Origin of the sequence: Paraburkholderia dilworthii, from assembly GCF_000472525.1 — a bacterium.
In the GTDB taxonomy this organism is placed as follows: domain Bacteria; phylum Pseudomonadota; class Gammaproteobacteria; order Burkholderiales; family Burkholderiaceae; genus Paraburkholderia; species Paraburkholderia dilworthii.
Window position 1 is genome coordinate 1 of the sequence record NZ_AWZT01000066.1, and the last position, 23,197, is coordinate 23,197.

The 23,197-nt window shown below is 61.5% G+C and carries 25 protein-coding genes and 3 pseudogenes; 19 read left to right on the forward strand and 9 right to left on the reverse strand.

Annotated features, from left to right (window positions below):
• Nucleotides 1–219 precede the first annotated feature (219 nt).
• Nucleotides 220–531, reverse strand: coding sequence for a hydantoinase/oxoprolinase N-terminal domain-containing protein (locus tag F759_RS0132365; RefSeq protein WP_027803490.1), 312 nt, complete (start codon nucleotides 529–531; stop codon nucleotides 220–222).
• A gap of 230 nt (nucleotides 532–761) precedes the next feature.
• Here F759_RS0132365 and F759_RS41585 point away from each other — a divergent pair, with 230 nt between their 5' ends.
• Together F759_RS41585 and F759_RS45310 are read left to right on the forward strand one after the other, a co-directional pair.
• Nucleotides 762–1,076 carry an alanine racemase gene (locus F759_RS41585; RefSeq protein ID WP_027803491.1) on the forward strand — a complete coding sequence of 105 codons (315 nt, stop codon included), beginning with the start codon at nucleotides 762–764 and terminating at the stop codon, nucleotides 1,074–1,076.
• Entirely contained in the window at nucleotides 1,060–1,419 is a 360-nt protein-coding gene (locus F759_RS45310) for a hypothetical protein (protein ID WP_084534407.1), read from the forward strand. The genes F759_RS41585 and F759_RS45310 overlap by 17 nt, the downstream gene beginning before the upstream one ends.
• A 52-nt stretch (nucleotides 1,420–1,471) precedes the next feature.
• Here F759_RS45310 and F759_RS39200 read toward each other — a convergent pair whose 3' ends face one another.
• Nucleotides 1,472–2,116 (reverse strand): GntR family transcriptional regulator, encoded by a 645-nt coding sequence (locus F759_RS39200; RefSeq protein ID WP_152530760.1) that lies wholly within the window; start codon nucleotides 2,114–2,116, stop codon nucleotides 1,472–1,474.
• Nucleotides 2,117–2,734: 618 nt separating this feature from the next.
• On the opposite strand from F759_RS39200, the gene F759_RS0132390 reads away from it, so the two are divergent.
• The 3 genes from F759_RS0132390 (at nucleotide 2,735) to F759_RS0132400 (ending at nucleotide 6,639) form a co-directional block, all read left to right on the forward strand.
• Complete coding sequence (locus tag F759_RS0132390) at nucleotides 2,735–4,834, forward strand: putative bifunctional diguanylate cyclase/phosphodiesterase (protein ID WP_027803494.1); 2,100 nt, start codon at nucleotides 2,735–2,737, stop codon at nucleotides 4,832–4,834.
• An 812-nt stretch (nucleotides 4,835–5,646) separates the two neighbouring features.
• Entirely contained in the window at nucleotides 5,647–5,802 is a 156-nt protein-coding gene (locus F759_RS41590) for a DUF3563 family protein (RefSeq protein WP_152530761.1), read from the forward strand.
• Nucleotides 5,803–5,847: 45 nt separating this feature from the next.
• Entirely contained in the window at nucleotides 5,848–6,639 is a 792-nt protein-coding gene (locus F759_RS0132400; RefSeq protein ID WP_036025787.1) for an alpha/beta fold hydrolase, read from the forward strand.
• 84 nt (nucleotides 6,640–6,723) lie between these two features.
• Here F759_RS0132400 and F759_RS44935 read toward each other — a convergent pair whose 3' ends face one another.
• Nucleotides 6,724–6,987, reverse strand: a complete 264-nt coding sequence (locus F759_RS44935; RefSeq protein ID WP_027803496.1) for a hypothetical protein — start codon at nucleotides 6,985–6,987, stop codon at nucleotides 6,724–6,726.
• 226 nt (nucleotides 6,988–7,213) lie between these two features.
• On the opposite strand from F759_RS44935, the pseudogene F759_RS44555 reads away from it, so the two are divergent.
• Together F759_RS44555 and F759_RS0132415 are read left to right on the forward strand one after the other, a co-directional pair.
• Nucleotides 7,214–7,413 (forward strand): annotated as a pseudogene (locus tag F759_RS44555) (hypothetical protein); the annotation flags it as partial.
• A 166-nt stretch (nucleotides 7,414–7,579) separates the two neighbouring features.
• Entirely contained in the window at nucleotides 7,580–8,347 is a 768-nt protein-coding gene (locus F759_RS0132415) for a hypothetical protein (RefSeq protein WP_027803497.1), read from the forward strand.
• An 81-nt stretch (nucleotides 8,348–8,428) separates the two neighbouring features.
• Here the strand turns inward: F759_RS0132415 and F759_RS0132420 are convergent, their stop codons facing one another.
• From F759_RS0132420 to F759_RS39205, 3 genes are read right to left on the reverse strand one after another with little or no spacing between them, the layout of a single operon-like run.
• Entirely contained in the window at nucleotides 8,429–8,800 is a 372-nt protein-coding gene (locus tag F759_RS0132420; RefSeq protein WP_027803498.1) for a response regulator, read from the reverse strand.
• Between the two features lie 28 nt (nucleotides 8,801–8,828).
• Complete coding sequence (locus F759_RS0132425) at nucleotides 8,829–11,969, reverse strand: CheR family methyltransferase (RefSeq protein WP_027803499.1); 3,141 nt, start codon at nucleotides 11,967–11,969, stop codon at nucleotides 8,829–8,831.
• A gap of 14 nt (nucleotides 11,970–11,983) precedes the next feature.
• Nucleotides 11,984–12,205, reverse strand: a complete 222-nt coding sequence (locus F759_RS39205) for a type II toxin-antitoxin system ParD family antitoxin (protein WP_161633348.1) — start codon at nucleotides 12,203–12,205, stop codon at nucleotides 11,984–11,986.
• A 340-nt stretch (nucleotides 12,206–12,545) separates the two neighbouring features.
• Here F759_RS39205 and F759_RS0132435 point away from each other — a divergent pair, with 340 nt between their 5' ends.
• Nucleotides 12,546–12,854 (forward strand): hypothetical protein, encoded by a 309-nt coding sequence (locus tag F759_RS0132435; RefSeq protein ID WP_027803500.1) that lies wholly within the window; start codon nucleotides 12,546–12,548, stop codon nucleotides 12,852–12,854.
• A 31-nt stretch (nucleotides 12,855–12,885) separates the two neighbouring features.
• Here F759_RS0132435 and F759_RS0132440 read toward each other — a convergent pair whose 3' ends face one another.
• A complete protein-coding gene (locus tag F759_RS0132440; RefSeq protein ID WP_027803501.1) occupies nucleotides 12,886–13,758 on the reverse strand; it encodes an endonuclease/exonuclease/phosphatase family protein in 873 nt (290 codons plus the stop codon).
• 224 nt (nucleotides 13,759–13,982) lie between these two features.
• Between F759_RS0132440 and F759_RS0132445 the strand changes: the two genes are divergently transcribed.
• The 3 genes from F759_RS0132445 to F759_RS0132455 all read left to right on the forward strand — a co-directional run bounded on the left by F759_RS0132445 (nucleotide 13,983) and on the right by F759_RS0132455 (nucleotide 15,694).
• Nucleotides 13,983–14,429: an SRPBCC family protein gene (locus tag F759_RS0132445; RefSeq protein WP_027803502.1), complete on the forward strand. Its 447-nt coding sequence runs from the start codon at nucleotides 13,983–13,985 to the stop codon at nucleotides 14,427–14,429.
• Nucleotides 14,430–14,576: 147 nt separating this feature from the next.
• A complete protein-coding gene (locus F759_RS0132450; protein WP_036025793.1) occupies nucleotides 14,577–15,326 on the forward strand; it encodes a protein-L-isoaspartate(D-aspartate) O-methyltransferase in 750 nt (249 codons plus the stop codon).
• A gap of 32 nt (nucleotides 15,327–15,358) precedes the next feature.
• Nucleotides 15,359–15,694 (forward strand): DUF190 domain-containing protein, encoded by a 336-nt coding sequence (locus F759_RS0132455; protein ID WP_027803504.1) that lies wholly within the window; start codon nucleotides 15,359–15,361, stop codon nucleotides 15,692–15,694.
• A gap of 176 nt (nucleotides 15,695–15,870) precedes the next feature.
• Here the strand turns inward: F759_RS0132455 and F759_RS0132460 are convergent, their stop codons facing one another.
• Complete coding sequence (locus F759_RS0132460) at nucleotides 15,871–16,287, reverse strand: organic hydroperoxide resistance protein (RefSeq protein WP_027803505.1); 417 nt, start codon at nucleotides 16,285–16,287, stop codon at nucleotides 15,871–15,873.
• Between the two features lie 54 nt (nucleotides 16,288–16,341).
• The gene (locus F759_RS0132465) at nucleotides 16,342–16,575 is read right to left on the reverse strand and encodes a DUF4148 domain-containing protein (RefSeq protein ID WP_027803506.1); all 234 of its coding nucleotides are present in this window, start codon (nucleotides 16,573–16,575) and stop codon (nucleotides 16,342–16,344) included.
• 454 nt (nucleotides 16,576–17,029) lie between these two features.
• Between F759_RS0132465 and F759_RS0132470 the strand changes: the two genes are divergently transcribed.
• From F759_RS0132470 to F759_RS0132510, 8 genes and pseudogenes are all read left to right on the forward strand, one after another.
• Nucleotides 17,030–18,061 (forward strand): alpha/beta fold hydrolase, encoded by a 1,032-nt coding sequence (locus F759_RS0132470; RefSeq protein WP_027803507.1) that lies wholly within the window; start codon nucleotides 17,030–17,032, stop codon nucleotides 18,059–18,061.
• A 181-nt stretch (nucleotides 18,062–18,242) separates the two neighbouring features.
• Nucleotides 18,243–18,614: a GFA family protein gene (locus F759_RS0132475; RefSeq protein ID WP_027803508.1), complete on the forward strand. Its 372-nt coding sequence runs from the start codon at nucleotides 18,243–18,245 to the stop codon at nucleotides 18,612–18,614.
• 126 nt (nucleotides 18,615–18,740) lie between these two features.
• Nucleotides 18,741–19,481 (forward strand): response regulator, encoded by a 741-nt coding sequence (locus tag F759_RS0132485; protein WP_027803509.1) that lies wholly within the window; start codon nucleotides 18,741–18,743, stop codon nucleotides 19,479–19,481.
• A complete protein-coding gene (locus F759_RS0132490) occupies nucleotides 19,478–20,821 on the forward strand; it encodes an ATP-binding protein (RefSeq protein WP_027803510.1) in 1,344 nt (447 codons plus the stop codon). Before F759_RS0132485 ends, F759_RS0132490 begins: the two co-directional genes overlap by 4 nt.
• 110 nt (nucleotides 20,822–20,931) lie before the next feature.
• A pseudogene (locus F759_RS39210) lies at nucleotides 20,932–21,528 on the forward strand (molybdopterin-dependent oxidoreductase); the annotation flags it as partial.
• Between the two features lie 2 nt (nucleotides 21,529–21,530).
• Nucleotides 21,531–21,689 (forward strand): annotated as a pseudogene (locus F759_RS44560) (ABC transporter ATP-binding protein); the annotation flags it as partial.
• A 17-nt stretch (nucleotides 21,690–21,706) separates the two neighbouring features.
• Nucleotides 21,707–22,612, forward strand: a complete 906-nt coding sequence (locus F759_RS39215) for an ABC transporter permease (RefSeq protein ID WP_084534408.1) — start codon at nucleotides 21,707–21,709, stop codon at nucleotides 22,610–22,612.
• A 154-nt stretch (nucleotides 22,613–22,766) separates the two neighbouring features.
• Nucleotides 22,767–23,197, forward strand: a 431-nt coding sequence (locus tag F759_RS0132510; protein WP_027803512.1) for a type VI secretion system baseplate subunit TssG, incomplete at its 3' end; no start/stop codon positions are given.

A 23,197-nucleotide genomic window follows, 5' to 3' on the forward strand; every position in this document is an offset into this window, starting at 1 on the left:
AAACGTCGGAGCTGAACGAACGAAGCGCCTTTGCAATCGCGCTCACCTCTGCCGGGACCTTCATTTCATACACTACCTGGCCCTGGCCATCAACGATACAAATCGAGACGGAACGCAGCGACACATCCAGCCCAGTGTAGTAAGTCATCACAGCCTCCTTCGCACAGTTGGTTCTGCGATTTTAGGAGCGTCCGACCACCTTCTTGACCGCCCAATTACCTATGCTTTTGTCCCGTCCCGAAGCTCAAGCAGATCCCTGAAACCTGCAGTGGTAATCATACCGACGCGCGCTCCCCGCCGTTGCGCGAGGCAGTTCGTCGCGACAGTCGTGCCGTGAATCAGCAACTCCGTGTGCGCCAGCAGTTCTCCCAAGGTCTTTTGCAGGCGGCCCGCCAGTAGCTCCAGGCCGTCCAGCACGCCCTGACTGGGGTCTTGTGGAGTTGACAGCGACTTGACGGTCGTAATACTGCCGCGCTCGTCCACTCCTACCACGTCGGTGAAGGTCCCTCCGATATCTATTCCGATACGCATCTGACGCTCTCCATTCCGTTAAAGCCCTGTAGTGTTCCATGCAACATTGCATACGCAGACAGACGGTATGTCGAGAAAAAGGCGCCGTCAAGCGCGCGGAGGTTCTGGCGTAGACCTACGACAGGGCGTATCACGAGCAAGATTTTGGGAAGTATCTATTGCACTGGAAAATTTGAACGTATACGTTAGCAACTCACAACGTATGCAATGTTAAATGCGAGGCCGCTGGTATGAAGAATGAGCAAAACCCGAGCGTCGCGCCAGCGGTTTACGCGCGGCCTAACCGTTTCGAGATCAATCTAGATGCGGTGGCGGCATGCACCCGGCAGATCCGCCTTCGATTGGGCGAGGACGTTCAGTTCTTTGCAACGCTGAAATCCAATGCCTATGGCTATGGGGTGCTGCCGGTCGCACATACCGTTCTGAGGAGCGGGGCCGACGCTTTGTCGTTGGCAAGTCTTGAGGACGCGATCGCTCTTCGGCAGTCAGGTATCCGGGTACACATTCGCCAACGCGCTGGACCGCGCGGTGGTCGGGATTGGTGACTTTTCCGCTGAGTCGGTTAGACGGCCGGCCGTCGCATGGGCTAGCAAACTGAGCACTGTGCCTGCGGCGGACATGAACCCTTCGGCGGTGGCCCCCGCTCGTGTCCGGTTGCGGCTCAAGAACGGAAATGAACTTGTCAAAGTCCTTTGGACAATGAAGGGCTCTCCGAAAAACAGGCTGACGGTTGACGAGATCCGGGCCAAGTTTGCGGACTGTTTGCGCTACGGATTTGGATCATCGGAAACGGCAATCGATGACTTGATAAACGAAATCACGACGCTCGAGGTGTGCACTGATCTTGAAAATGTAATTCAAGCTTTCGCACGGACGAGAAGTTCCTAAGCGCCGCGGCGGCGAATGCGTAATGTCCCGCCGATAACTGGGTCAGGGCGCTCTAGCGAGAGACCCAACTGAAACGCTCGATTATTTCGGTTAGCTCTTTCGTCACCTGCAAGCGATGCTTTCGATGCGCCTCGAAAGCCGCTTCAACGTTTCCATCCGCGATTAAGTGTACAAGTTCGCGATGCGCGCGGTTTGACGTGACCGGACCTTGCCTTAATAACAAGGTCCAGGTCCTTGCTCTGTCCACCTGTTCTCGAAAGGCCAGTCCGGCAGTCGAGAGTCGCCGGTTCCCGCTCAGCTCGAAAAGTGATCGATGAAACTGTTCGTCAGCGCTTGCCCAGGCCTTCATGTCCTGCCTTTCCAACGCGGCGTCCATTTTGTCCAGGATTTTGTTCAGCGAGTTGACACCCCTGTCTTTCGCTGCCCTGGCGGCGATTAACTCCACCGCCTGGCATTCGAGCGCCGTCAGGACCTGATAAATCTCCAGCATATCGGTCGCTGATACCGGCAAAACCCTCATGCCGCGTCTGGGAACGTTCTCTACCAAATGTTCCTTTTCCAGTCGAATTAGCGCTTCATGTACAGGCGTGCGGCTCATATCGAGCAATTCAGCGAGGTCGCCTTCGGTCGCCTGAAAATTTGGAGCAAATTCGCTGTTTAATATGCGGCGTTTGATCTCGTCGTAAGCGGATTCCACCAATGATTTCGCGCGCTTACGCGTTGATTTCGAAGTAGTAAGCACGTTGAATGCACGCCCGGATGGTAAATAACGTATGCATCATTGTATCTCTTTTTCGAAGGTTTTTTTGACTGGTACCGGTGTGCCGCCGTTGGCTGCAGAACGGCAGCGTCGGCAGATTGGGGTGTTATACCGCCTGTCTGATCTTGACGCCGACATTCCTCAGCGAGGTCAGCGATGCGCGGCCGGATGATGCCGTGACGTCCGAGCAGGCGATCCGCGACCCGTTTGTCCTCGAGTTCCTCGACCTGCGGGACGAGTAATCGGAGTTGGATCTTGAAGCGGCCCCGGTGCAGTACCCTTACCGTTGTCCACACCTTGCGTTCTGGACAGAACTGCGCGTCTGTGCAGAGTCGAAGAAGACTATCAACGCAATGTCCGCGAGCGCTAACGAAGCCTTCCGGTCTTGTGCGAACGGCTTCTAATTCGGGCCGAAGCGTAAAGTTTTCCGTCGAATTGTCGATAGAAGAGCGAAGCGTAGGGCCGCACGCCGAGGTGTCGTGGCACGCCCGAGCCGGGTTGAGGCCCGAGAAGAAGCAGTCGGACAAGACTGATACCAAAAAGGAGAGAGGGCCGATGACTGGTGTTTACAATCCGCTGCTGGTCTGCCTGTCGCTCGTGGTCGCGTTCCTTGCGTCCTATACGGCGATGGAACTGTCCGGCGGCCTGAATGCGCTCGCGAACGCGAAACGGCGGCCGCTTTGGCTACTGGGCGGCGCTGTATCAATGGGCGTCGGCATCTGGTCGATGCACTTTATCGGCATGCTCGCGTTCTCGCTGCCAATCGAGGTTGGCTACGATCTCTCTACTACCGCTGCATCCCTGGTCCTTGCGGTCAGCGTGTCGCTGATTGCGCTTGCTACCGCGAGCCGCGGCGCGCTGTCGCAAAGACGTCTATGTGTCGCCGGGACAATCATGGGCCTCGGGGTCGCCGCGATGCACTTCACCGGCATGCACGCGATGCAGATGTCGCCGGAGATCGAATACACGAACTGGAAAGTCGCGCTTTCGGTAGGTGTGGCGATCGTCGCCTCAATGGCGGCGCTTTGGCTCGCTTTTACACTGCGCACCTCGGACGTGGATAATCTCGTCGCCAAGCGGCTTGGTGCAGCCGTCATCATGGCCGTCGCGATAACGGGAATGCACTATATCGGCATGAGCGCGGCCAACTTCGCCGCCGGCAGCCTTTGCCGGTCCGGCGGTAAGCTCGACGCGAACTGGCTTGCGCTCGTGGTTACGGTCACGTCATTGACCGTGCTGGTGGGCACGCTCGGATTGCTTGGCTTCTATACCAGCAGCCTCTCCATCTCGCTGAAGCGTGCGAACCGGCAACTGCATTATCTGGGCACACATGATGCGCTGACGAATCTGCCGAACCGCCAGCAATTGTCGTTGCACATCGCACAGGCCGTCGCCGAATGCGCGCGCAGAACATCGCCGTTCGCCGTGCTCTTCATCGACCTCGACGGCTTCAAGTCGGTCAACGATTCGCTCGGCCACGGCGTAGGCGACGATTTGCTGCAGGTGTGCGCCGAGCGTCTGCGCCAGGACTTGCGCCATACCGACATGGTCGCGCGGCTCGGTGGGGATGAATTCGTGATCGTGGTCGAGAACGTGGCCGAAATGTCGTCCGCCGTGGCCGTGGCCAATGGCGTTTTGCAGCGGCTGAGCCAGGACATCGTCGTCAACGGCTTGCCGCTTCGTGTGAGCGCGAGCATCGGCATCGCGTTCTATCCTCGCGACGGCGGCGATGCCGACGAACTGCTGCATAGCGCGGACGCTGCGATGTACGCCGCCAAGCAAAGCGGGCGCAATACGTTTCGCGTTTTCGAACCGCAGATGAATCACACCGCGCTCAAGTCGCTGATCCTGCAACGCGATCTGCATCGCGCGTTAAGCGACGGCCAACTCAGTATGTCATTCCAGCCGAAGTTCAGCGTTGCATCGCAATCCGTGACGGGCGTCGAGGCACTGATCCGCTGGCGTCATCCCGAGCTCGGCGAGATTCCCCCGCTCGAATTCATCCCCATAGCGGAACGCTCCGGGCTCATTGTCGAGATCGGCGACTGGGTGCTGCAGGAGGTCTGCCGCAATATTGCGCTGTGGGACGCGCAAGGGCTGCCTGCGATCTGCGTGGCCGTGAATCTTTCGCCGATCCAGTTCAACGTGCCGGACCTGGTGGCCCGCATTAACGGGCTGATCGGCGCAGCCGGTGTCGATCCGTGTCGCCTGATGTTCGAGATCACGGAGACGACGGCGATGCAGAACACCGAGAAGACGAGCCGCACGATCGAAGCGCTGCAGTCGCGCGGCTATACCGTCGCCATCGACGATTTCGGCACCGGCTATTCGAGCCTTGGCTATCTGCAGCGCTTCAGGTTCGACCAGATCAAGATCGACGGTTCGTTCATGCGCGATCTCGACGACGGCGGTCAGCGCGGCAGCGCCTTGCTTTCCGCCGTCGTGACACTCGCGCGCGCGTTGCAGATCGAGGTCGTGGCGGAAGGCGTCGAGACGGAGTCGCAATTCCGCGCGCTCGGCGAGCTTGCCTGCGATCAGGTTCAAGGGTTCCTGTTGAGCCGGCCGTTGCCCGCCACCGAGTTCCTTGCGTTCCTGCGCTGTGCCGCGGACCGGGTCGTTTCGTCCGAGCGCGCCTGCGCCGCATCCACAGGATGAGGGCGGGCAGCGGTCTCGACTCTGGTCGCGGGCTCGCATAGATAGTTGGGCTTCGCCAAACCGTTCAGATCAGAAATCGGCGTTGTTTTAAAAACTGGCCGTTCAAGGGGCGAGAACGCCTACCGATCGGTCTAACGTTTTCGGGACACGGTCCCACGCAGCCGGCTAGCCCGACCGAGTAGCAGACGGAAGCGCGTAGTGGCTTCAAGGGATTCAGTTCACCCACGTACGATTCTTTGCGATTGATGTGTCGGCGATCGGCTATCGGAAGCGCTCGTCACTTTGTCGAAGCGTCGCGCAAGCGTGTTCGAAATTATCTCCCGGGCACAGTGACGGCGCCAGCGGCTTCGGAACGCGAATGTCGGGGACGGCCGGAATGGGCTAGCGCCAGTTTTTGCCAGCAAACCCATCAGCCGCGCCGTGTCGTTGCCGCCGATAAATTCGGACGCCAGGTCAGCTTCGACGGCGTCTCGGACATTTCTTAATCTAGGTGGATGACTGAAACTGGTTGTCATCGCGCAACACGCCGCGGCCGATTCAGAAAAGTCCCTGCCATCATCAAAGGAGTCTCCAGATGCCACTCACCAACGCAGAGTGTTTGGTCATGGATGTCTTTCATAGTGAAAGCGTTGGCGCGTACCCGACACTTCGTATGGGCCGATTGCGGGTAACTCCGACGAGAGCCGCACGGCGCAAGCCATCCGCAAAGTTGGCGCGGAAGATGCAAAGGTAGTCGACACGCGCGGATCCACCCGGCGCTCCGGAGTCCGCAGCATCACACGCCAGTGGAGGACAGGATGTTGATGTATCTAATGTCGAACGGTCATGGTTTATTCGCATACCTAAACAAATGCGTCGGAATAGTTCTGAATCGTGCAGAGCACGGCCGGCGGGATGCATATCTCGCGTCTTGTGCCGATATCGGCGAACTCGAGCGGCGCATGCGCGCGATCGAAAGTGACGCCTGATGCACAGCTATCGAACACGAACAAACAACGATACGGAATTCCGACATGCCGAGCTTGACTTCGAACAATGAGCGCACAGCTGTCGTCGCCTTGCATTGCTCGGGGGCTGGCGCAAATCAATGGCGTGCGCTCGATGAACTGCTCGATGGGCGCTATGCGCTGATTGTGCCTGAGCATTACGGCTGCGACAGCGTCGGACCGTGGAGCGGTGAGCGCGCGTTCACACTCGCGGACGAAGCAGCGCGCACGGTCGAAATAATCGATCGGCAGCGCAACAAGATACATCTCGTCGGTCATTCGTATGGCGGCGGTGTCGCTTTGCGCGCGGCGCTCGAACGACCGCATGGTGTGGCGAGCATCACGTTGTACGAGCCTTCGGCATTCCATCTGCTTAAAGGGATGGGAACGCGCGGCGCGCGCGAATTTGCGGAGGTTCTGGGCATCGCGGCGCGTACGGCGGAAGGCGTCGTCGCGGGAGACTGGCGCGGTGCGGCACGCTCGTTTGTCGATTACTGGGGCGGGCAGGGCACATGGTCATCGCTGCGCCCCTCGGTGCAAACGATGCTCACCCGCTGGGTGCCCAAGGCGCCGCTCGATTTCCAAGCGCTGATTCACGAGCCGACGCCCCCGAGCGCCTACGCGAAACTTCGCATCCCGACGCTCGTGATGCGCGGCGAGCACGCGCCGGCGCCGACGCGTCTAATCGCGGAGATCTTGCCCTCGCTGATGCCGGCCGCCAAGTTGCTCGTTGTGCCCGAAGCAGGGCACATGGGACCGCTCACGCATGCGCAGATCGTCAATGCGGCGATCACGAGGCATATCGGCGAGTGCGACTAGACCGCGGCCCGACGCGCTGCGGGTTTATAGCATGGGGGTTAGGCGTTCACCTGAGCAATCCTCATTCGACGGATCGTTTACGGTCTAGTCCGCGCGATCTGCGATCGGCTCAAACTGGGTCGTGAAGTGCCGGTCGCGTTCCCAGAACAACCGTTCACCAGCCCGCGTACCGGTGTACCGCCCGAGCATCGACGCCGGATGCGGCGAAGGGAACCTGGTGTTGATGTGGTTGGTGTTTCCGGCCAATTGCGTGTTGGCAAATCCGCTGACGCCGAGCTCCAGCAAGCCAATGCCTGCGATAGTCGTCTGCAGCAGGCGGCGACGGCGACGATTCATTTCGTCCGGCACGGCTTTATCTCCTTTGAGATCGTGTCGATCGGTATTCGCTGGGGCGGCAGCGGATAGCACGGCTGACTCATGGGACGCACGCGGGTATCGGCATTGCCTGAAAGTCGATGGAACTGGCTTCCTGGATCATCCCGACCGCCGTTCATCGTCAGGCGGAAGTTTCGCCGTCCGCGTCGCTGCGTTCAGACCACACTAATGACCACCTCGATGTTCTCGCGCGTCGCCGCATACGATGCGTCGAACGAAAGCATCGTTGATCTGCCGCCGTACTAAAAATCTCAGCGCCGTTCGCTTCTGCTCGGCCACACCAAACTTGAAAGCACAGTCAGATACCTCAGCATTGAAGTCGACGACGCTTCACGCGCCGACGCTTATTCGATCGTCAGCGCTCCGGTCTTCAAGACTGTGTGTGCATCATCTGGATGAAAGACGTTCATCGAGCGCGTCGCGCAAACGTTTCGCTGGATGAGCAGCGACGCCTCGTTTTTCCGCACTAAAGTTTTCCGGCAATGCTCCGTTATGTAAGTGTCGGTTCGCCGCAAAGAATGGCGACCTGTGCTCACTCTGAAGACCACGAAAACAAAAACCTTTCATGAAACTGTCCTCAAAGCTCATACTGCTGACCCTGCCCGTACTCGCTGCCTGTGGCGGCGGTGGGGACGGCAAGACCTGCACGACCGACCTCGGCACGCTGACCAAGTCGTGCGTCACCAACCCCTCACCCGCACTGCCCGAAGGACTCTGGTACGGGTCGGTGAATTCGGGGCAGTCGCTCGCAGCGCAAACCATCGTTCTCGAATCGGGACAGTATTTCAGCATCTACACGCAGGATGGCTCGTTCCTCTGGTTGATCGAGGGCATCATGACGGCGACCGCCGGCGCGTTCACCGATCCCGCGACGGTCGGCTTCCATTCTTTGGGTGCGATTCGCGCGGGAACGCTGACCGGCAACTTCACAAACAAGACTGCGCTCACCGCGACGACGAGCCTCTTCGTCAGTCCCGATACGACAGCCACGAGCTTTAACGGCAACTACAACGCCACGTACGACACGCCGATCGCTCTCAGCGCCGTCGCGCGCACGTGGAGCAGCGGCCCGGGCGTCGCGCCGATCTCCACGATCACGTTCGCTGCGGACGGCACGGCAACGGGCACGCAGAGCGCCTGCGCGTTTACCGGCAGCTTCAAGCCACGTTCGACGGGCAAGCATCTGCTCGACGGCACGCTGAACTTCGCTGGCGCTTTGTGTTCTCTCAACAACGTGTCGATGCGCGTCGAAGCAACCGTCGTGAACGGCCTGCTCACTGTCGTCGGCGTGACGTCACAACGGGACCAGGCGTTCTATTTGTCGGCTCAATAAAGGCCGGTTCTCCCAGGCGATGATTGGCGGAGCGTTTGCTTACGCGATTTCATAGTCCGTCGCCCTACTTGCGGCCGGCGATCATGCGCTTGCGCTTAGCGCCTTGAAGAGCGCGTGATGATCGAACGGCTTCTGGCACCGCGGGTAGTGACGATAGCGCGCATCGACTGCGTCGACTCCATACCCTGTCGCGAACACGAACCGTATATGCCGCGATGCGAGCGCGTCCGCCACCGGGTAGGACGGCTCGCCGTTCAGATCGACGTCGAGAATCGCCGCGTCGATGTGTTCGTTGCCTTCCTCGAGCAGCGTAACAGCCTCCCGGGCGCCCGAGATCGGCCCGACCACGCTTGCGCCGGCACCTTCGAGCACGGTGGAGAGCGCAAGCGCGACCAGGTAGTCGTCCTCGACCACCATGATCCTTTGACCTGTCAGCACGTTCGCGAACCCCATGTTCGACCTCTCCTGACGCCGCTCCACGCTAATGAAATGCAGGCAACGGTATTTCGATGTGACACGAGACGCCGTCCGCGTTGAATATGAGCGCCGTCTTCGCGCCGAGCGTGAACTTCAGCGCCTTCTCGATCAATTGCCGGCCGAAACCGGTCCTTGTGCTGTCCGGAGCAACCCGCATGCCGCTTTCCAGCCAGTCGAATACCAGCGACGCAGCGCCCGGCGACTCCGCTTCGACTCGCCAGCGCACCACGAGCCGCGCTTCTTTGTCCTTGAGTGCTCCGTATTTCACTGCATTCGTTGCCAGTTCGTGCAACACGAGCGCGATTGTCTGCACGTTCCGGAAACCGAGCGGCACGACGGGCCCGCCCAGCTCAATCCGCTCACTGTCGGCCACGCCAAGCGCATCGAATTCGAGGCGCACGATCTCCCGCAGGTCGATCAGATTGCCGTTCGCGTCGCCGATAAGGCCTTGCAGACGGCCAAGCGCCGCGAGGCGGCTTGTGAACGTATCGAGTGCCGGATCGCATGCGAGAGTCTGTTGCGCGATCGACTGGATGACCGCGAGCAGATTGCGCGTGCGATGCTGCAACTCCGCAATGAGAACGTCCTGACGTTCCTCCGCATGCACCATGCCCGTTATATCGACGAAGGCGATGACCACACCGTCCGTCTGCCGGTCGCCGTTACGATACGGGGCAAGGCGCACCAGAAAATGCGCTAGGCCGTCCTTGCCGCTGACCTGGCGCTCCCTCGGCTGGTTGGTCCTGAAGACAGTCTCGATATCGAGTTCCAGTCCGGGCAGATTGAGGCGGCTGACGAGTTCGGTGATCGGGCGCCCGCGGTCGACCGGGCGAATATGGAAGATGCTGCCCATTGCCGGCGTGAACGAACGGATGACCAGATTGCGGTCGAGAAACACGGTCGCAACCGCGGTGCTTTCGAACAGGTTTTGCAGGTCGCTGTTGGAGCGGTCGAGCGCGTCGATTTTGCCGTTCAGTTCGAGATTGACCGTGTGCAGTTCTTCGTTCAGCGAGACGAGTTCTTCTTTCGACGCTTCGAGTTCTTCGTTCGACGACTGCAATTCCTCGTTGACCGATACCAGCTCCTCGTTCGACGATTTCAGTTCCTCCAGCGCGGTCTCGTACTCCTCGATCATCGATTGCAGGCGTTCGCGCGTATCGCGCAACTCCTTTTCGAATTGCACGGCCGTGCCGTTATGCATGGACTGTGCGCGTGCGAGCGCCTCCTCGCGAGCGAGAACGGGGCCCTGGTCCTCGAACACGACGATGTACATGCGCTCGCCGTGCGCTTGCTCGTTCAGCGGTTCGACGGTCAGGCTGATGACCTGCACGCGGCCGTCCTCGCCCTCGACCACCACGCCGGCTCGTGTGACCGCGCGGCCCGACTCCACGGCCTCGCGGAACACCGAGCGCAAATCGAGGCTCAGCCCCTTGCGCGCCAGTGCGAAAATTTGCCGCGTCGGCACGCCGGGGGCGGGCTCCAGGTACTTGCCGGTACGGCCCGAGTAATAGACGACGTCGCCATCGCGCGTGACGAGCACGTGCGGCGGCGTGAACCGCTCGAGCATGTGGTTGTCCACCACATGCCGCAGCGCCGCGCCTCCAAGCGACGGACGCGCCTGCGTGAGCGAAGTCATATGCCCGATCTTCAGTGCTGAGACCGTGAGCGGCAAGCGTACCTGCGGCGCGACGTCGGCCCGGCGCTGGAAAATCCGGTGCTTCTTCTCTACGGGGGTAAACAGCTCGTCGAATTGGCTTACGTTTTCCGACGTGCCGAGGAACAGATAGCCGTTCGGGCGCAACGCATAGTGAAACGTCGGGATCACCTGGTTCTGGATTTCATTACCGAAGTAAATCAGCAGATTGCGGCAAGAGACGAGGTCGATGCGCGAAAAAGGCGGGTCGCGAATCACGCTGTGCGGCGAGAAAATGCAGAGGTCGCGCACTTCCTTGGCAAGTACGTAGCTGGCGCCGTCCTGAATGAAAAAACGCCGCCGCCGCTCTTCGGAGACGCCTTCGAGCAACGGCAGCGGGTAGCGTGCCGCGCGTGCGACGCCGAGCGCGCCGTCGTCTATGTCGGTGGCGAAAATCTGCACTCGCGGCGTGGGGTTGCGGCCATCCATGTGCTCGCGCAGAAGCATGGCGATCGAATATACCTCTTCGCCCGTCGCGCAGCCTGGCACCCAAACGCGCACGATATCGTCGGCGCTGCGTCCGTCCATCAGCTTTGGGAGCACCATTTCCGCAAGCGCCTCGAAAGCCTGCGCATCGCGAAAGAAGCTCGTGACGTTGATCAGCAGATCGCGAAAAAGCGCGGCGACTTCCTCCGGGTCACCGGTGAGTCGCGCCACATAGGCATCCGGCGTTTCGATCTCGAGCACCTGCATGCGCCGCTGCACGCGGCGCAGGAACGTCTTGACCTTATAACCGCTAAAGTCGTGTCCAACCTGATTGCGCAGGATCGCGTAGATCGCGCTGCGGGCTTCCTTGAATTCGTTCGCATCCGCTTGTCCATCGGCCTTGCCGCCAGGACCCTCGAGCGCGTCGAGCCCATCGAGCATGAAGGCGCCCGCTGCAAAGTTGACGAGCTTGCCGCCCATTTCCTCGGCAGGCACGGCGAAATCGACCAGGCCCGTTGAAATCGCGCTCCTTGGCATGTCCGCATGGTGCGGGCCGAAGCCGTCGCCAGCCTGGGCAAGCGTGAGGCCGCCGCGCTCCTTGATGGCCTTGATGCCGAGTGTGCCGTCGGAATCGGCGCCGGAAAGGATCACGCCGGCGGACAGTTCGCCGACGTCGGCGGCGAGCGTGCTGAAGAAAACGTCGATGGGCTTGCGCTCGCGCCGCGCCTTGTCCTGCTCGTGAACATGAAGCGTTCTGTTCGCCACGCTTACGACAGCATCGGTGGGCAGCAGGTAGACGTTATCGGATTCGATCCGCGTGCCGTCGGTAATTGCGTGCACCGGCATGTCGGTAAAGCGCGCCACGATCTCAGGCAGCATGCTTTCGCGGTCGGGGCTCAGGTGAGTGACAATCACACAGGCAAGGCCCGGTTTTTGCGGCAGGCCGCGAAAAAAGCCTTCCAGCGCCTCGACTGCACCAGCAGAGGCTCCTACGCCGACAATGGGGAAGTCGGTGGCTGGCGCCATTGTTTCTCCTTGATTCATGCCTGGCGACGGCCGTCGATGCCCTCGACATGCAGTGCCCGCGCTACGCCATTGCTGCTGTCGGGCATTGCACGACGTGCAATGTCTTCTTCCAGTAGGCGCAAACCGGTGCACACGATTTGACTCGCGGTACAGTAACGGCCTTTGACGATCTCTGCCGGTATCAACGAAGCGAGTTGCTCCGCCGAACAGACACTGAATGCATGCTTGCTGGGCACGTGAGCCCTCGCGGCTGATGGGATCATCTAATCTTACCCTTTCGATGCAACGATTGGGCGCGTTTGCTGCTGCTGTGACCCCGTTTGAAAGAGTTGTCGCAACTTGCATTCCCGCCGCGGCAAATGCGGGTGCGGGATGCCTGCACGGTGTGCAATAAACCAGTGAATCATGCCCGCCAGGCCAGCAAAGAGATGGACGCACATGCCACGACGTTGCACACGTCGTGCGTCGACGTTGTTGTCTGCGCCCGGAAGTGTCGGCGCGTTGCCGCTTGCGCCGGTCAACGCGTTGGACCATCATGATGTGGTCGCCTTCGCCAGGGTGCAGGGGGTTAATATCATGGCTACCTTTGGTATCGACGCTGTGCGCATCGACCCTTCGAGCGACCGGATTACGCACGTACGCTGGGCTGCCGTCGATCCGGCAACGCGTAGCTGGTTGTCGCCGACTTCAATCGTCGAGGTGCCGCAGGTCGTGGCCGCGATCCGTCGCGGCGACGCCGTCTGGTCCCTTTTTACGCTCGGCGGCACGCGCTTTCTCGGGCCGAAAATCGTGGCCGTCGCTCACACCAACGGTCACGACGGAATCGACACTGACGTACCCAACGGCCACATCGAAAAATGCATTGACGATCTGCCGCGCATCTAGCGCGGCCTTCGCTTTCGTCGCTGTTTGCCGGCTAGCGCAGTTCAAGCCACATCGGCTGATGATCGGACGACTGGCTGTGCGGGTCCACCTCGCAGCGTGTCACGCGCGGCCCGAGATTTTCGGTGACGAAGATGAAGTCGCACGCGAACGGGCCATCGGGCCATTGCTCGTGATCGTGCAGACCCACCGTCGGAGCGCGCGCCGCGTCGCCGTGCGCGCAGGTCCAGGCGTCGGCGAATGCAGGCGCGCCCGGAATCGGTTCGAGCATGCTGCGATAGGCGGACGCCCGGAACGCGCTGTTGAAATCGCCGCAGACGATTGCGCTCACCGGACGCCCCGTATCGGCGAACGGGCTGTCCTGCTTTTCCGCTCGCGCGGGGCGGCGTGCGTGATCGCATGCTTCCTGATGCAGCGCGCGCAACCGCTCGACCTGTGCGAGCCGCTGCGTTTCGGAATAAAACTCCAGATGTGTACTGACGACGCGCAACGGTCCGACATCGGTGTCGATCATGGCTTCGAGCGCGACGCGCAGCATCGACGGTTTCGCGGGGTCCGCGGGCCACGGCAGCGAGTGGCGCAGAACCTGCCTGACCGGCAACCGCGTGACAATTGCGTTGCCGAACTGACGCCGACGAGTGCCTGCGCCGATCGGCGGAAGGTCCGAGCCGATCCCGTCGATTACGGTCATGTCCGGCAGCAAGGCGGCGAGTTCGCCGAACTGATCGGCGCAAGGACCGCCCGCCAGTCCGCCCGCCGACTGCGGCTCATGAAAGCCGCGCGTCACTTCCTGCATGCACATGATGTCGAAATCGCAGAGCGCGCGCGCCTCGCGCACGATGCGGGCGAGGTCGACGCGGCCATCCACGCCGCGTCCCCACTGAATGTTCCAGTCGACGAGCCGCATGAGATCCTCCTGCAAGTGCTGTCCTGCTAGTCTATCGCCGCGCGACGGCTCTAGCCGCAGCGGCTGGCGGCGTCGTTGAACCAGCGGTTGCTCGCGCAGCGGCAGGCCGCGCGTAGTGGTGAATCTGCATCGCCCGGCGTTTTGTTTGTCGCGCGATGTCGATTCCGTTGTCGCCGGATCGTCGTAACAGTGTGTCCAACTTCTCAACCGAAAGGCGGCTTACCATGACTACCGGAACCATCAAACTTCACCGCGTATTGCGCGCACCTGCCGAACGCGTGTATCGGGCCTTCCTCGAACCGGACGCGCTGGCGAAATGGCTGCCTCCGTATGGCTTCACTTGCCAGGTCCATCACTTCGAGGGGCGTGTGGGCGGCACCTACAAGATGTCGTTTCGCAACTTCGGCAGCGGCAATAGCCACTCGTTCGGCGGCGAGTACGTCGAACTCGTGCCGTTCGAAAAGATCCGCTACACGGACCGCTTTGACGATCCGAACCTGCCGGGCGAGATGTCCGCGACCATCACGTTTCGACAGGTCTCCTGCGGGACCGAGGTGGCGATCGTTCAGGAAGGCGTGCCCGAGGTGATTCCCGTGGAGATGTGCTACCTCGGCTGGCAGGAATCGCTGATGCAACTGGCGAAGCTGGTCGAACCGGAAATCGCCGACTAAGCGCACGCAAGCTCCCCATGTTGTCCGGACCGTTCTGCGCGTAGACTGAACGAAGGACTCGCACTCGCCCGCAACGTGCCGATGCGTGCATTCCCGCGGTCTGTTGCAACGCGGCACGCGGGCGCCAGCTGCAAGACGGAGGTGACCATGACCGGTTTCAACGAGGCTCGCGAGCGAATGGTCGAGCGGCAGATCGTCCGGCGCGGCATTCGCGATCCGCGGGTACTGGCCGCGATGCGCCGCGTGCCTCGCGAGGCATTCGTGCCCGACTATCTTCGCGATCTGGCCTACGAGGATAGACCGCTGCCTATCGGCAACGAGCAGACCATCTCGCAGCCGGCCATCGTCGCGACGATGATCGAGGCCGCAGAACTGGCGCCCGGCGACATCGTGCTCGACGTCGGCACCGGTTCGGGCTACGCGGCTGCGGTCGCGGCCGCAATTGTCGCGCATGTTCATTCGATCGAGCGTCATGCGGAACTTGTCGCGAGAGCCCGCGATAACCTTGCGCGGCTGGGTATTTCGAATGTCACCGTTCATCCCGGCGACGGCACGACAGGCCTTGCGGAGCACGCGCCATACAACGCGATCATCGCGGCTGCGGGCGGGCCGCATATTCCCGCGGCCTGGCGCCAACAACTTGCCGTCGGCGGCCGCATCGTCATGCCGGTCGGCCGTGAGCGGCATTATCAACGGCTCATCAAACTGGTTCGCTGCGGCGAAGACGACTATCGAAGCTGCTCGCTCGGCGAAGTGAGCTTCGTGCCGCTCGTGGGCGCCGACGCATGGCCGGCAGAGGACGCTGCTTCGGGCAACGCAGGCGGCACCGGCGGCGCGGATTGCCGGCGCCCATGCCCAATGAGCGGCGGCGAACATCGCTTTCTGGCAGTGGCTTGAACCGCATCGCACCGCGCCGAGGAGACATCGACATGAACGGCTACCAGATCACCTTTTTTACACAGCACGATCGCCGTCATCGCGGCAAGCCGCTGGCCGACTGGCTTGTCAGTCTGGCCGGCGAACTCGGCCTGCGCGGCGCGACCGTCATACCGGCGAGCGAGGGTATCGGCCACCATCGCCGTGTGCATTCGGCGCATTTTTTCGAACTGGCGGACCAGCCGTTGTCCGTTGTGATGGCGGTGTCGAGCGAAGAGGCGGGCAGGTTGTTCGAGCGCTTGCGCGCCGAGGGTGTGCATCTGTTCTATGTGAAGACAGCCGTGGAATTCGGCGTGGTCGGCAACGAAAACGGGGAAGCGGCAAATTAGAAAGCCGACAGACATGTCTGCGCGTGAATCCGGAAACACGCAGCCGCAACGTGTCTGTCGATGCAGGCGGCGCGCCGAACCAGTTTGTGTCCAGGCAGGCGCGCCAAGCCAATATAACGACGCCGCACTCCGCGAAAGAGCGGCGGCGTCGTAACGCCACGCCACTGCGGTCAGTTTCAAACGACCGTGATTACGACATCGATATTGCCGCGCGTCGCCTTCGAATACGGACACGTTTGATGCGCGATATCCGCCAGCGTTTGCGCGGTTTCGCGCTCGATGCCGGGCAGGCTGACGTTCAGCCGCGCCCGAAGAAAATAGCCGCTGTCGTTCATCGCCAGCTCGATTTCCGCGTCGACGGCGGTCTGCGCGGGCAGCGCGACTTGCAGCTTTTTTGCGGCGAGGCCCATCGCGCCGATGAAGCACGCGGACCATCCCGCGGCCAGCATCTGTTCGGGATTCGTGCCGGCCATTGACGCGCCCGGCGAGCCCAGCTTGATGTCGAGCCTGCCGTCCGAGCTGCGCGATGCGCCATCGCGCCCGCCGGTGGTGTGAGTCTTGCCGGTATACAACACCTTCTCTGATAGGTTCATGATTGGTTTTCGTTTAGTAGGTAAGTGGAAAGAGATGGGTTGCGCGACCGATGCTTAGCTGCCCTGATAAAGCTTGTTCAGTGACGCAAGCTCACCGCTTTTCGTCGCCTGAGCCAACTCCTGACGGACTTCGGCGCGGCTCTTCGGCGCGGCGGTTTGCGTCGGTGCCCATTGGTGAGTTTGCTGAGCCTCCACATTGCTCGTGGCGGCAGCGGCCGGGTTGGCGGCAAAAGCGGGAATAGCGGCAGCGGAAATAGCCAGAGCCAAAGCGATCGTCGATACTTTCATGTCGTTCTCCAGAACGGGTAAGAGGAAAGAATCCGATCGGATAACCAGGAAACGCCGCAGCGGCAGTCATGCTGGCGTCACTGCGTTCAGTGGTTGCCCGGAATCCGTCGTTGATGCATTAAAACGGCGCCGGGTATCTGGCTTGTGTCAGCAAAGCGGCCAATTGCAATGCTGTGTATCGCATCCGCTCGCATATACACAGCGATACAAATCCGCCGCGTGGGCCGTGAAGGTTCAACGCAGAGCGCTGTTTGACGATTCCCCGCTTTCTTGTGTCGTAATGTATCCGCAGCGTGCGGCGGTACATCAGGTTGCACTCGCGCGGTTGCGCGACATATCCCGGATACGTGGAGCGGTTCTAATGACTCCGGGCCTGCAGCTTTGCAGGCCTGAGCGCAACCAGTGACTTCTCCGGTTGCTTCTGGATCTCACACGTATACGAAGGAGAAAAAACATGTCCGACCAGGTTGATACGCGACGCCGCCGCCTGCTGGGCACCACGGTTGCCGGAATCGGTTTGATGCAATTCGGCTTGAGCGGAGTAGCGGGTGCGCAGACCGGCAGCACGAAAACGGCCACACGTGCCGCTTCGTTTGCGAATTTGCGCGAGATCGACGCCGGTGTACTCAACATCGGCTATGCGGACGAAGGTCCGCGCAACGGCCCGGTCGTCATTCTGCTGCACGGCTGGCCGTACGATATCCATAGCTTCGCAGAAGTCACACCCTTGCTCATTGCCGCCGGCTATCGCGTGATCGTGCCGTATCTGAGGGGGTATGGCTCCACGCGCTTTCTTTCGGTGGACACGCCGCGCAACGGCCAGCAAGCGGTGGTGGCGGTCGACATCATTGCGTTGATGGATGCGTTGAAGATCGACGTGGCGATCTTCGGCGCTTTCGATTGGGGGGCGCGCACCGCCAACATCATCGCGGCGCTGTGGCCCGAGCGGTGCGCGGCGCTCGTATCGGTCAGCGGCTATCTGATCGGCAGTCAGGATGGAAACCGCGCGCCATTGCTGCCCAAAGCGGAGCTTGCCTGGTGGTATCAGTTTTATTTCGCCACCGAGCGCGGCGCGGCGGGTTATGAAGCGAACCGCCACGACTTCAACAAGCTGATCTGGCATACAGCATCGCCGAAATGGAATTTTGACGACGCAACGTTCGAGCGCTCCGCCGAATCGTTCAATAACCCGGACCACGTTGCAGTGGTGATTCACAACTACCGCTGGCGTCTCGGGCTCGCGAAAGGGGAGCCGCAATACGACGAACTGGAAAAGCGCCTCGCGATGGCGCCGGCCATTGCCGTTCCCACCATCACGATGGAAGGCGATGCCAACGGCGCGCCGCATCCGGATCCCGCCGTGTACGCGAAAAAATTCACCGGCAAGTACCTGCATCGAAACGTCGGCGGCGGGACCGGCCATAACCTGCCGCAAGAAGCGGCAAAGGCATTCGCGGATGCTGTTGTCGATGCGGCGCATCTTTGATGCTTTTGTCTGAGCGAATCCCGGCCGCGTCGATTCGCCGGGGTTTTTCAATCTATTGGGAAGCGACGGCTAACGCCATGATGCAATGTTTTGTGTCAGGCGCAAGCCCGGATACATTGCGACATAAATCGCCGTTGGCCGCGCGCTATAAAGCAGGCATTGCCAGTCATGGAGAATCCGGATGAACACCGATTTGCTGAAGGGAAGCTGCCACTGCGGAGCCGTCAAATTCGAAGTGAACACGTCCGTCGTGCCTGCGGCGCGCTGCAATTGCAGCTTGTGCCGCCGAAAGGGCGCGCTGATGAGCCCGCCTTTCCAGTCCGATCAGTTGACGATCACGAAAGGCGAGGATGCGCTCACGCTCTATCAGTTCAACACGCGTGTGGCGAAGCATTTCTTTTGCAGGCATTGCGGTATTTATCCGTTTCATCAAACGCGCAAGGACCCGAAGCTCTGGCGCGTCAATATCGGTTGCCTGGAAGGGATCGATCCGTATACGCTGGATGCCGGTCTTTCCGACGGCGCGAGTCTTTCCGTCGTGCAGGACGCATGAGGCGGCTATTGGCCATCATCGCGTTTATCGCGGGCGGCGTGGCTGCGCAATGGGCGCATCCGGTCCAGTGTTCGATGCTGTGTATGAGCCGGGTGCAGGTGAAACGTCAAAAGAGATGATCCATCGATGGACACGGTCGACCACGTACTGATCGTCGACGACGATCGCGGCATTCGCGAGCTTATTGCCGGCTACCTCGAAAAAAGCGGCATGCGCGTTTCGCTCGCCGCGAATGGGCGACAGATGCGCGCCGTTCTGGATCAAGGCGCGCCCGACCTGATCGTGCTCGATCTGATGATGCCCGGCGAAGACGGTCTGGTGCTATGCCGCGAATTGCGCGCGGGCAAGTTCCGCACGGTGCCGGTGCTGATGCTGACTGCGCGCAACGAGGAAGCGGACCGGATACTCGGTCTGGAAATGGGCGCCGACGATTATCTGCCAAAGCCCTTTGCCGTGCGCGAGCTGCTCGCGCGCATTCGCGCGGTGCTGCGCCGCGCACGCATGCTGCCGCCCGGCATGCAGGTAACGGAGACCGCGCAGATGCTGGGATTCGGCGACTGGCGGCTCGACACCACGGCGCGTCATCTGCTCGACGCCGAGGGCACGATGGTCGCGTTAAGCGGCGCCGAATACCGCTTGCTGCGCGTGTTTCTCGATCATCCGCAGCGTGTGTTGACGCGCGATCAGCTGCTCAATCTCACGCAAGGCCGTCAAGCGGATCAGTTCGACCGCTCGATCGACCTGATGGTGAGCCGGCTGCGGCAGCGCTTGCGCGACGTCGCACGCGAACCGCGTTACATCAAGACGCTGCGTAGCGAGGGTTATGTGTTTTCCGCGGCCGTGAATGTGATCGAGGGTCAGCAATGAATCTCATATCGTCGCTGCACTGGCCGCGCACGCTGTTCGCGAGACTGACGGTGATCCTCTTCGTTGGGCTCGCGTCGGCGCAGGCGTTGTCGTTCTGGCTCACCATGACCGAGCGTGACCAGACCATGACGAACGTGATGATGGGTTACATCGAGCGTGAGGTCGTGAGTTCCGTTGCGCTGCTCGACCATCTGCCCGCTAACGAACGCGCGCAGTGGCTGCCGCGTCTCGCGCGCCGCAGCTATGAGTTCGTGCTCGGGCCAGGCGTGAGCGGCGGGCCGGTGGACGCGAATCTGTCGGCGCGTGTCGCGCGATCCATTGCCGAGGGTATCGGCACCCACTATCCGCTCACGGTGAACGCCGTGCCGGGCGATAACGAACGGCTGCAAGTCCACCTGAAGCTGACCGACGGCACACCGCTCACCATCGACATGCGGCCGATGTCCGGCGCGCCGCTATCGCGCTGGTTGCCGCTCGTGCTGCTGCTGCAACTTGCCGTGCTGCTTGGCTGTTGCTGGCTCGCTGTACGCACAGCCACGCGTCCACTGCACGATCTGGCGGTTGCCGCCGACGCGCTCGGCCCCGATCTCAAGGCAGCGCGCCTGCGCGAAGGCGGACCTTCGGAAGTCGCGCGCGCGGCCCGCGCTTTCAACGCGATGCAGGAACGCATTGCGATGTACGTCACCGAGCGCATGCAGATTCTCGCGGCCATTTCACACGACTTGCAAACGCCGATCACGCGCATGCGTTTGCGCGTCGACATGATGGACGCCGAACCGGAAGGCGCAAAGCTGCGCCAGGATTTGCAGGAAATGGAAGCGCTCGTGAAAGAAGGCGTCACGTACGCGCGCACGTTGCACGGCGCGACAGAGTTGCCGTGCCGCATCGATCCGGATGCGTTGTTCGACAGTCTGGTCTGCGATTACGTGGATGCCGGTCAGGACGTGTCGTTGCATGGCCGCTTCGGTATGCCGCTGATGACGCGCCCGCAGGCGCTGCGGCGCATCGTCGGCAATCTGGTGGATAACGCGCTGAAGTTCGGCGGCACGGCGCAGATCGAGATCGCGATGTTGCCCGATGGACAAGCCAGCGTCTGCGTGCTCGATCGCGGGCCCGGCATTCCAGCCGATTCTCTCGAAGAAGTGTTTCAGCCGTTCTACAGGCTCGAAGCGTCGCGTAACCGCCAGACGGGCGGGACGGGCCTGGGCCTCGCGATTGCTCGACAACTCGCACTCGCAATGGATGCAACGCTCGAACTCGATAACCGCGTGGGCGGTGGCCTCGCGGCGAGGCTCACGCTGCGTAATCTCGTGAAGGCGTCGCCCGCCGCGGTGGCGTAGGGCGGCGAAGGCGGCAATTCGTTGTAATGCATATCACGATTGATCGTTTGGCCGTGGCGGCGGGCATTGCTAGCGCATCGTCGACTTCTCCATGAAGCGCCGCTGCCGCGATGACCCCGGGCAAAACGCCGCCCGATTTTCCGCGATCCCGGAGCCGCCGCCGCTTGCTCGGCCGTCTCGCCGCCGGTGGCCTTTGTTGCGTCGCAAGCTGCGGCAGCGGGCGAACTTCTCAAGCCGCTCGACGTGGCGCCGTCGAGCCGCACGCCCGGCGCGCCGGTGCTCGACCATCCGTATGGCGTGCCGCCGCCGCGCGAGGCCGACGTGGTGCACCGCAGCGCCCGCGCATGGTCGCTGCCCGGCGCGGCGTCGTCGATGACACCGCTCGCGGATCTGTACGGCACCATCACGCCGAATGGGCTCGTCTACGAACGTCATCACGGTGGCGTGCCCGACATCGACGCCGATCAACACCACCTCACGATTCACGGCCTCGTTCGTACGCCGAAGCTGTTCACAATGGACGATCTGCTACGGCAGCGTGCCGAATCGCGCATCCACTTTCTCGAATATTCCGGCAATATGGGCAGCGAGTGGAACGGTCCGAGCGGTCTGCCCGTGCAACTGACCCACGGTCTATTGTCGTGCTGCGAGTGGACGGGCGTGCGTCTTCGACATTGCTCGAAGAGGTTGGCGGCGTTTCGGCCAGAGGGTGGGCAACCGCATTTTGCTGCTGTCGTCGCATCCTGGCCGTGTGCGCGCGGAGCTGAACAGCCATCAGTATTCGCAGGATAGCTTTGGGCACAGCGATTTTCAGCGCAGCGTCGCGCGTATTCATCACTTGTTGTTCGACGAGACGGAGGCTGTGCAGCGAGTTCGCCCGCTAGCTTGCTGCCGCCAGTTCGGGAAGAATATGAGCGCTCGCTCGAACCGCTCGGCGAACTCGTCATTGAACCGCCGTTGCCTTTAGCCCGGCGCATTTTCGCGCAAAGCTGGCTGCGCAAAACGCTGATCGCGCTGGTGCTGATCGCTGCATGGGAAATTGCGGCGCGCGTGGTCAACAACGATCTGCTGCTGCCCACGTTCGGCGCAACGTTCAGCGCATTCGCGCAAGGCGTGTGGTCAGGCGAATTGCTCGAGAAGACCGCGGTGTCGATGTCGGTACTTCTGCGCGGATATCTGTTGGGCGCGGCGCTCGCGTTCGTGCTGACATCGCTTGCGGTGTCCACGCGTATCGGGCGCGATTTACTGTCGATGCTTACCGCGATGTTCAACCCGTTGCCTTCCATCGCGCTGTTGCCGATTGCGTTGCTATGGTTCGGCCTCGGCCTCGGCGGCCTGTTGTTCGTGTTCGTGCATTCGGTACTGTGGCCGCTTGCGCTCAACCCATACTCCGGCTTTCAATCGGTGCCGGCTACGCTGCGCATGACGGGACGCAACTATGGCCTGACGGGAATGCGCCGCGTGTTGCTGATTCTCGTGCCGGCTGCATTGCCGTCGATTCTCGCGGGCTTGCATGTGGGCTGGGCGTTTGCCTGGCGCACGCTGATCGCGGCGGAGCTCGTATTCGGCGCGAGTTCGGGCAGCGGCGGACTCGGCTGGTACATCTTTCAGAACTGCAACGAGTTGTACACGGATCGGTTTTTTGCCGGGCTCGCTGCGGCGAGTGTCAATCTGACTTTTCCGCACATTCTTGGCTGTAAATCGGACAAAGATCTGGCGTTGTCTGATACCCGCATCGATGCGGCTTCCCCACAATTGGTGCGCAGGAACTCAGCAACGAGATACATATAGCGATGGGCGAAGCAAACCGCAAGAACCTCAAGGAGCGAGCGCAGACGAAGGCTCACCTGCCCGGGCATTTCTATCGCATCGTGCACCCGCATCGCGCAGATTGCCGCACTGCTGAAGCGCCCGGTCGGCGTGAACCCGCTGCCGGTCCGTGCGCATGAGCAGGGGCGACGTGACGGAGCGCACATCCTTTGACCGCGCCGTGCCCGACGTGGCGCTCTCGCCGCAGCGGCTTGAGCATCTGCGAACAGAGCCGTGGCGCTACGGGTTTATCTCGCTGTTGCGCCGTATCGGCGCCGATCCCCGTATCGATCCTGTGGGCACTGCGCGGCGTCCGCTGGCCGAGCCGTTTCGTCTCGGCCAGGCGCCGAGTCTCGCGTTCGCACCGCGCGAGATTGCAGACGTGCGCACGGTCAACGGGCATCTGAAAATCCGGCTGCTGGGTCTGGGCATGCTTGGGCCCAACGGGCCGCTGCCGATNCACGTCACCGAGATCGCGCGCGAGCGTGAGCAGAACCGGCACGACCCGACGCTGGTCAATTTCCTCGACATTTTCCATCACCGTTATCTGACGCTGCTGTACCGGGC

Excerpts from the sequence above, each read along its gene's own strand:
- F759_RS41590 (WP_152530761.1), top strand. The coding sequence starts at position 5,647 with ATGTCGAACGGTCATGGTTTATTCGCATACCTAAACAAATGCGTCGGA.
- F759_RS0132470 (WP_027803507.1), top strand. The coding sequence starts at position 17,030 with ATGTCCGACCAGGTTGATACGCGACGCCGCCGCCTGCTGGGCACCACG.
- F759_RS0132485 (WP_027803509.1), top strand. The coding sequence starts at position 18,741 with ATGGACACGGTCGACCACGTACTGATCGTCGACGACGATCGCGGCATT.
- F759_RS0132475 (WP_027803508.1), top strand. The coding sequence starts at position 18,243 with ATGAACACCGATTTGCTGAAGGGAAGCTGCCACTGCGGAGCCGTCAAA.
- F759_RS41585 (WP_027803491.1), top strand. The coding sequence starts at position 762 with ATGAAGAATGAGCAAAACCCGAGCGTCGCGCCAGCGGTTTACGCGCGG.
- F759_RS0132425 (WP_027803499.1), bottom strand. The coding sequence starts at position 11,969 with ATGGCGCCAGCCACCGACTTCCCCATTGTCGGCGTAGGAGCCTCTGCT.
- F759_RS0132490 (WP_027803510.1), top strand. The coding sequence starts at position 19,478 with ATGAATCTCATATCGTCGCTGCACTGGCCGCGCACGCTGTTCGCGAGA.
- F759_RS0132435 (WP_027803500.1), top strand. The coding sequence starts at position 12,546 with ATGGCTACCTTTGGTATCGACGCTGTGCGCATCGACCCTTCGAGCGAC.
- F759_RS0132455 (WP_027803504.1), top strand. The coding sequence starts at position 15,359 with ATGAACGGCTACCAGATCACCTTTTTTACACAGCACGATCGCCGTCAT.
- F759_RS0132365 (WP_027803490.1), bottom strand. The coding sequence starts at position 531 with ATGCGTATCGGAATAGATATCGGAGGGACCTTCACCGACGTGGTAGGA.
- F759_RS0132420 (WP_027803498.1), bottom strand. The coding sequence starts at position 8,800 with ATGGGGTTCGCGAACGTGCTGACAGGTCAAAGGATCATGGTGGTCGAG.
- F759_RS0132400 (WP_036025787.1), top strand. The coding sequence starts at position 5,848 with ATGCCGAGCTTGACTTCGAACAATGAGCGCACAGCTGTCGTCGCCTTG.
- F759_RS0132390 (WP_027803494.1), top strand. The coding sequence starts at position 2,735 with ATGACTGGTGTTTACAATCCGCTGCTGGTCTGCCTGTCGCTCGTGGTC.
- F759_RS0132445 (WP_027803502.1), top strand. The coding sequence starts at position 13,983 with ATGACTACCGGAACCATCAAACTTCACCGCGTATTGCGCGCACCTGCC.
- F759_RS0132465 (WP_027803506.1), bottom strand. The coding sequence starts at position 16,575 with ATGAAAGTATCGACGATCGCTTTGGCTCTGGCTATTTCCGCTGCCGCT.
- F759_RS0132415 (WP_027803497.1), top strand. The coding sequence starts at position 7,580 with ATGAAACTGTCCTCAAAGCTCATACTGCTGACCCTGCCCGTACTCGCT.
- F759_RS0132460 (WP_027803505.1), bottom strand. The coding sequence starts at position 16,287 with ATGAACCTATCAGAGAAGGTGTTGTATACCGGCAAGACTCACACCACC.
- F759_RS0132450 (WP_036025793.1), top strand. The coding sequence starts at position 14,577 with ATGACCGGTTTCAACGAGGCTCGCGAGCGAATGGTCGAGCGGCAGATC.
- F759_RS0132440 (WP_027803501.1), bottom strand. The coding sequence starts at position 13,758 with ATGCGGCTCGTCGACTGGAACATTCAGTGGGGACGCGGCGTGGATGGC.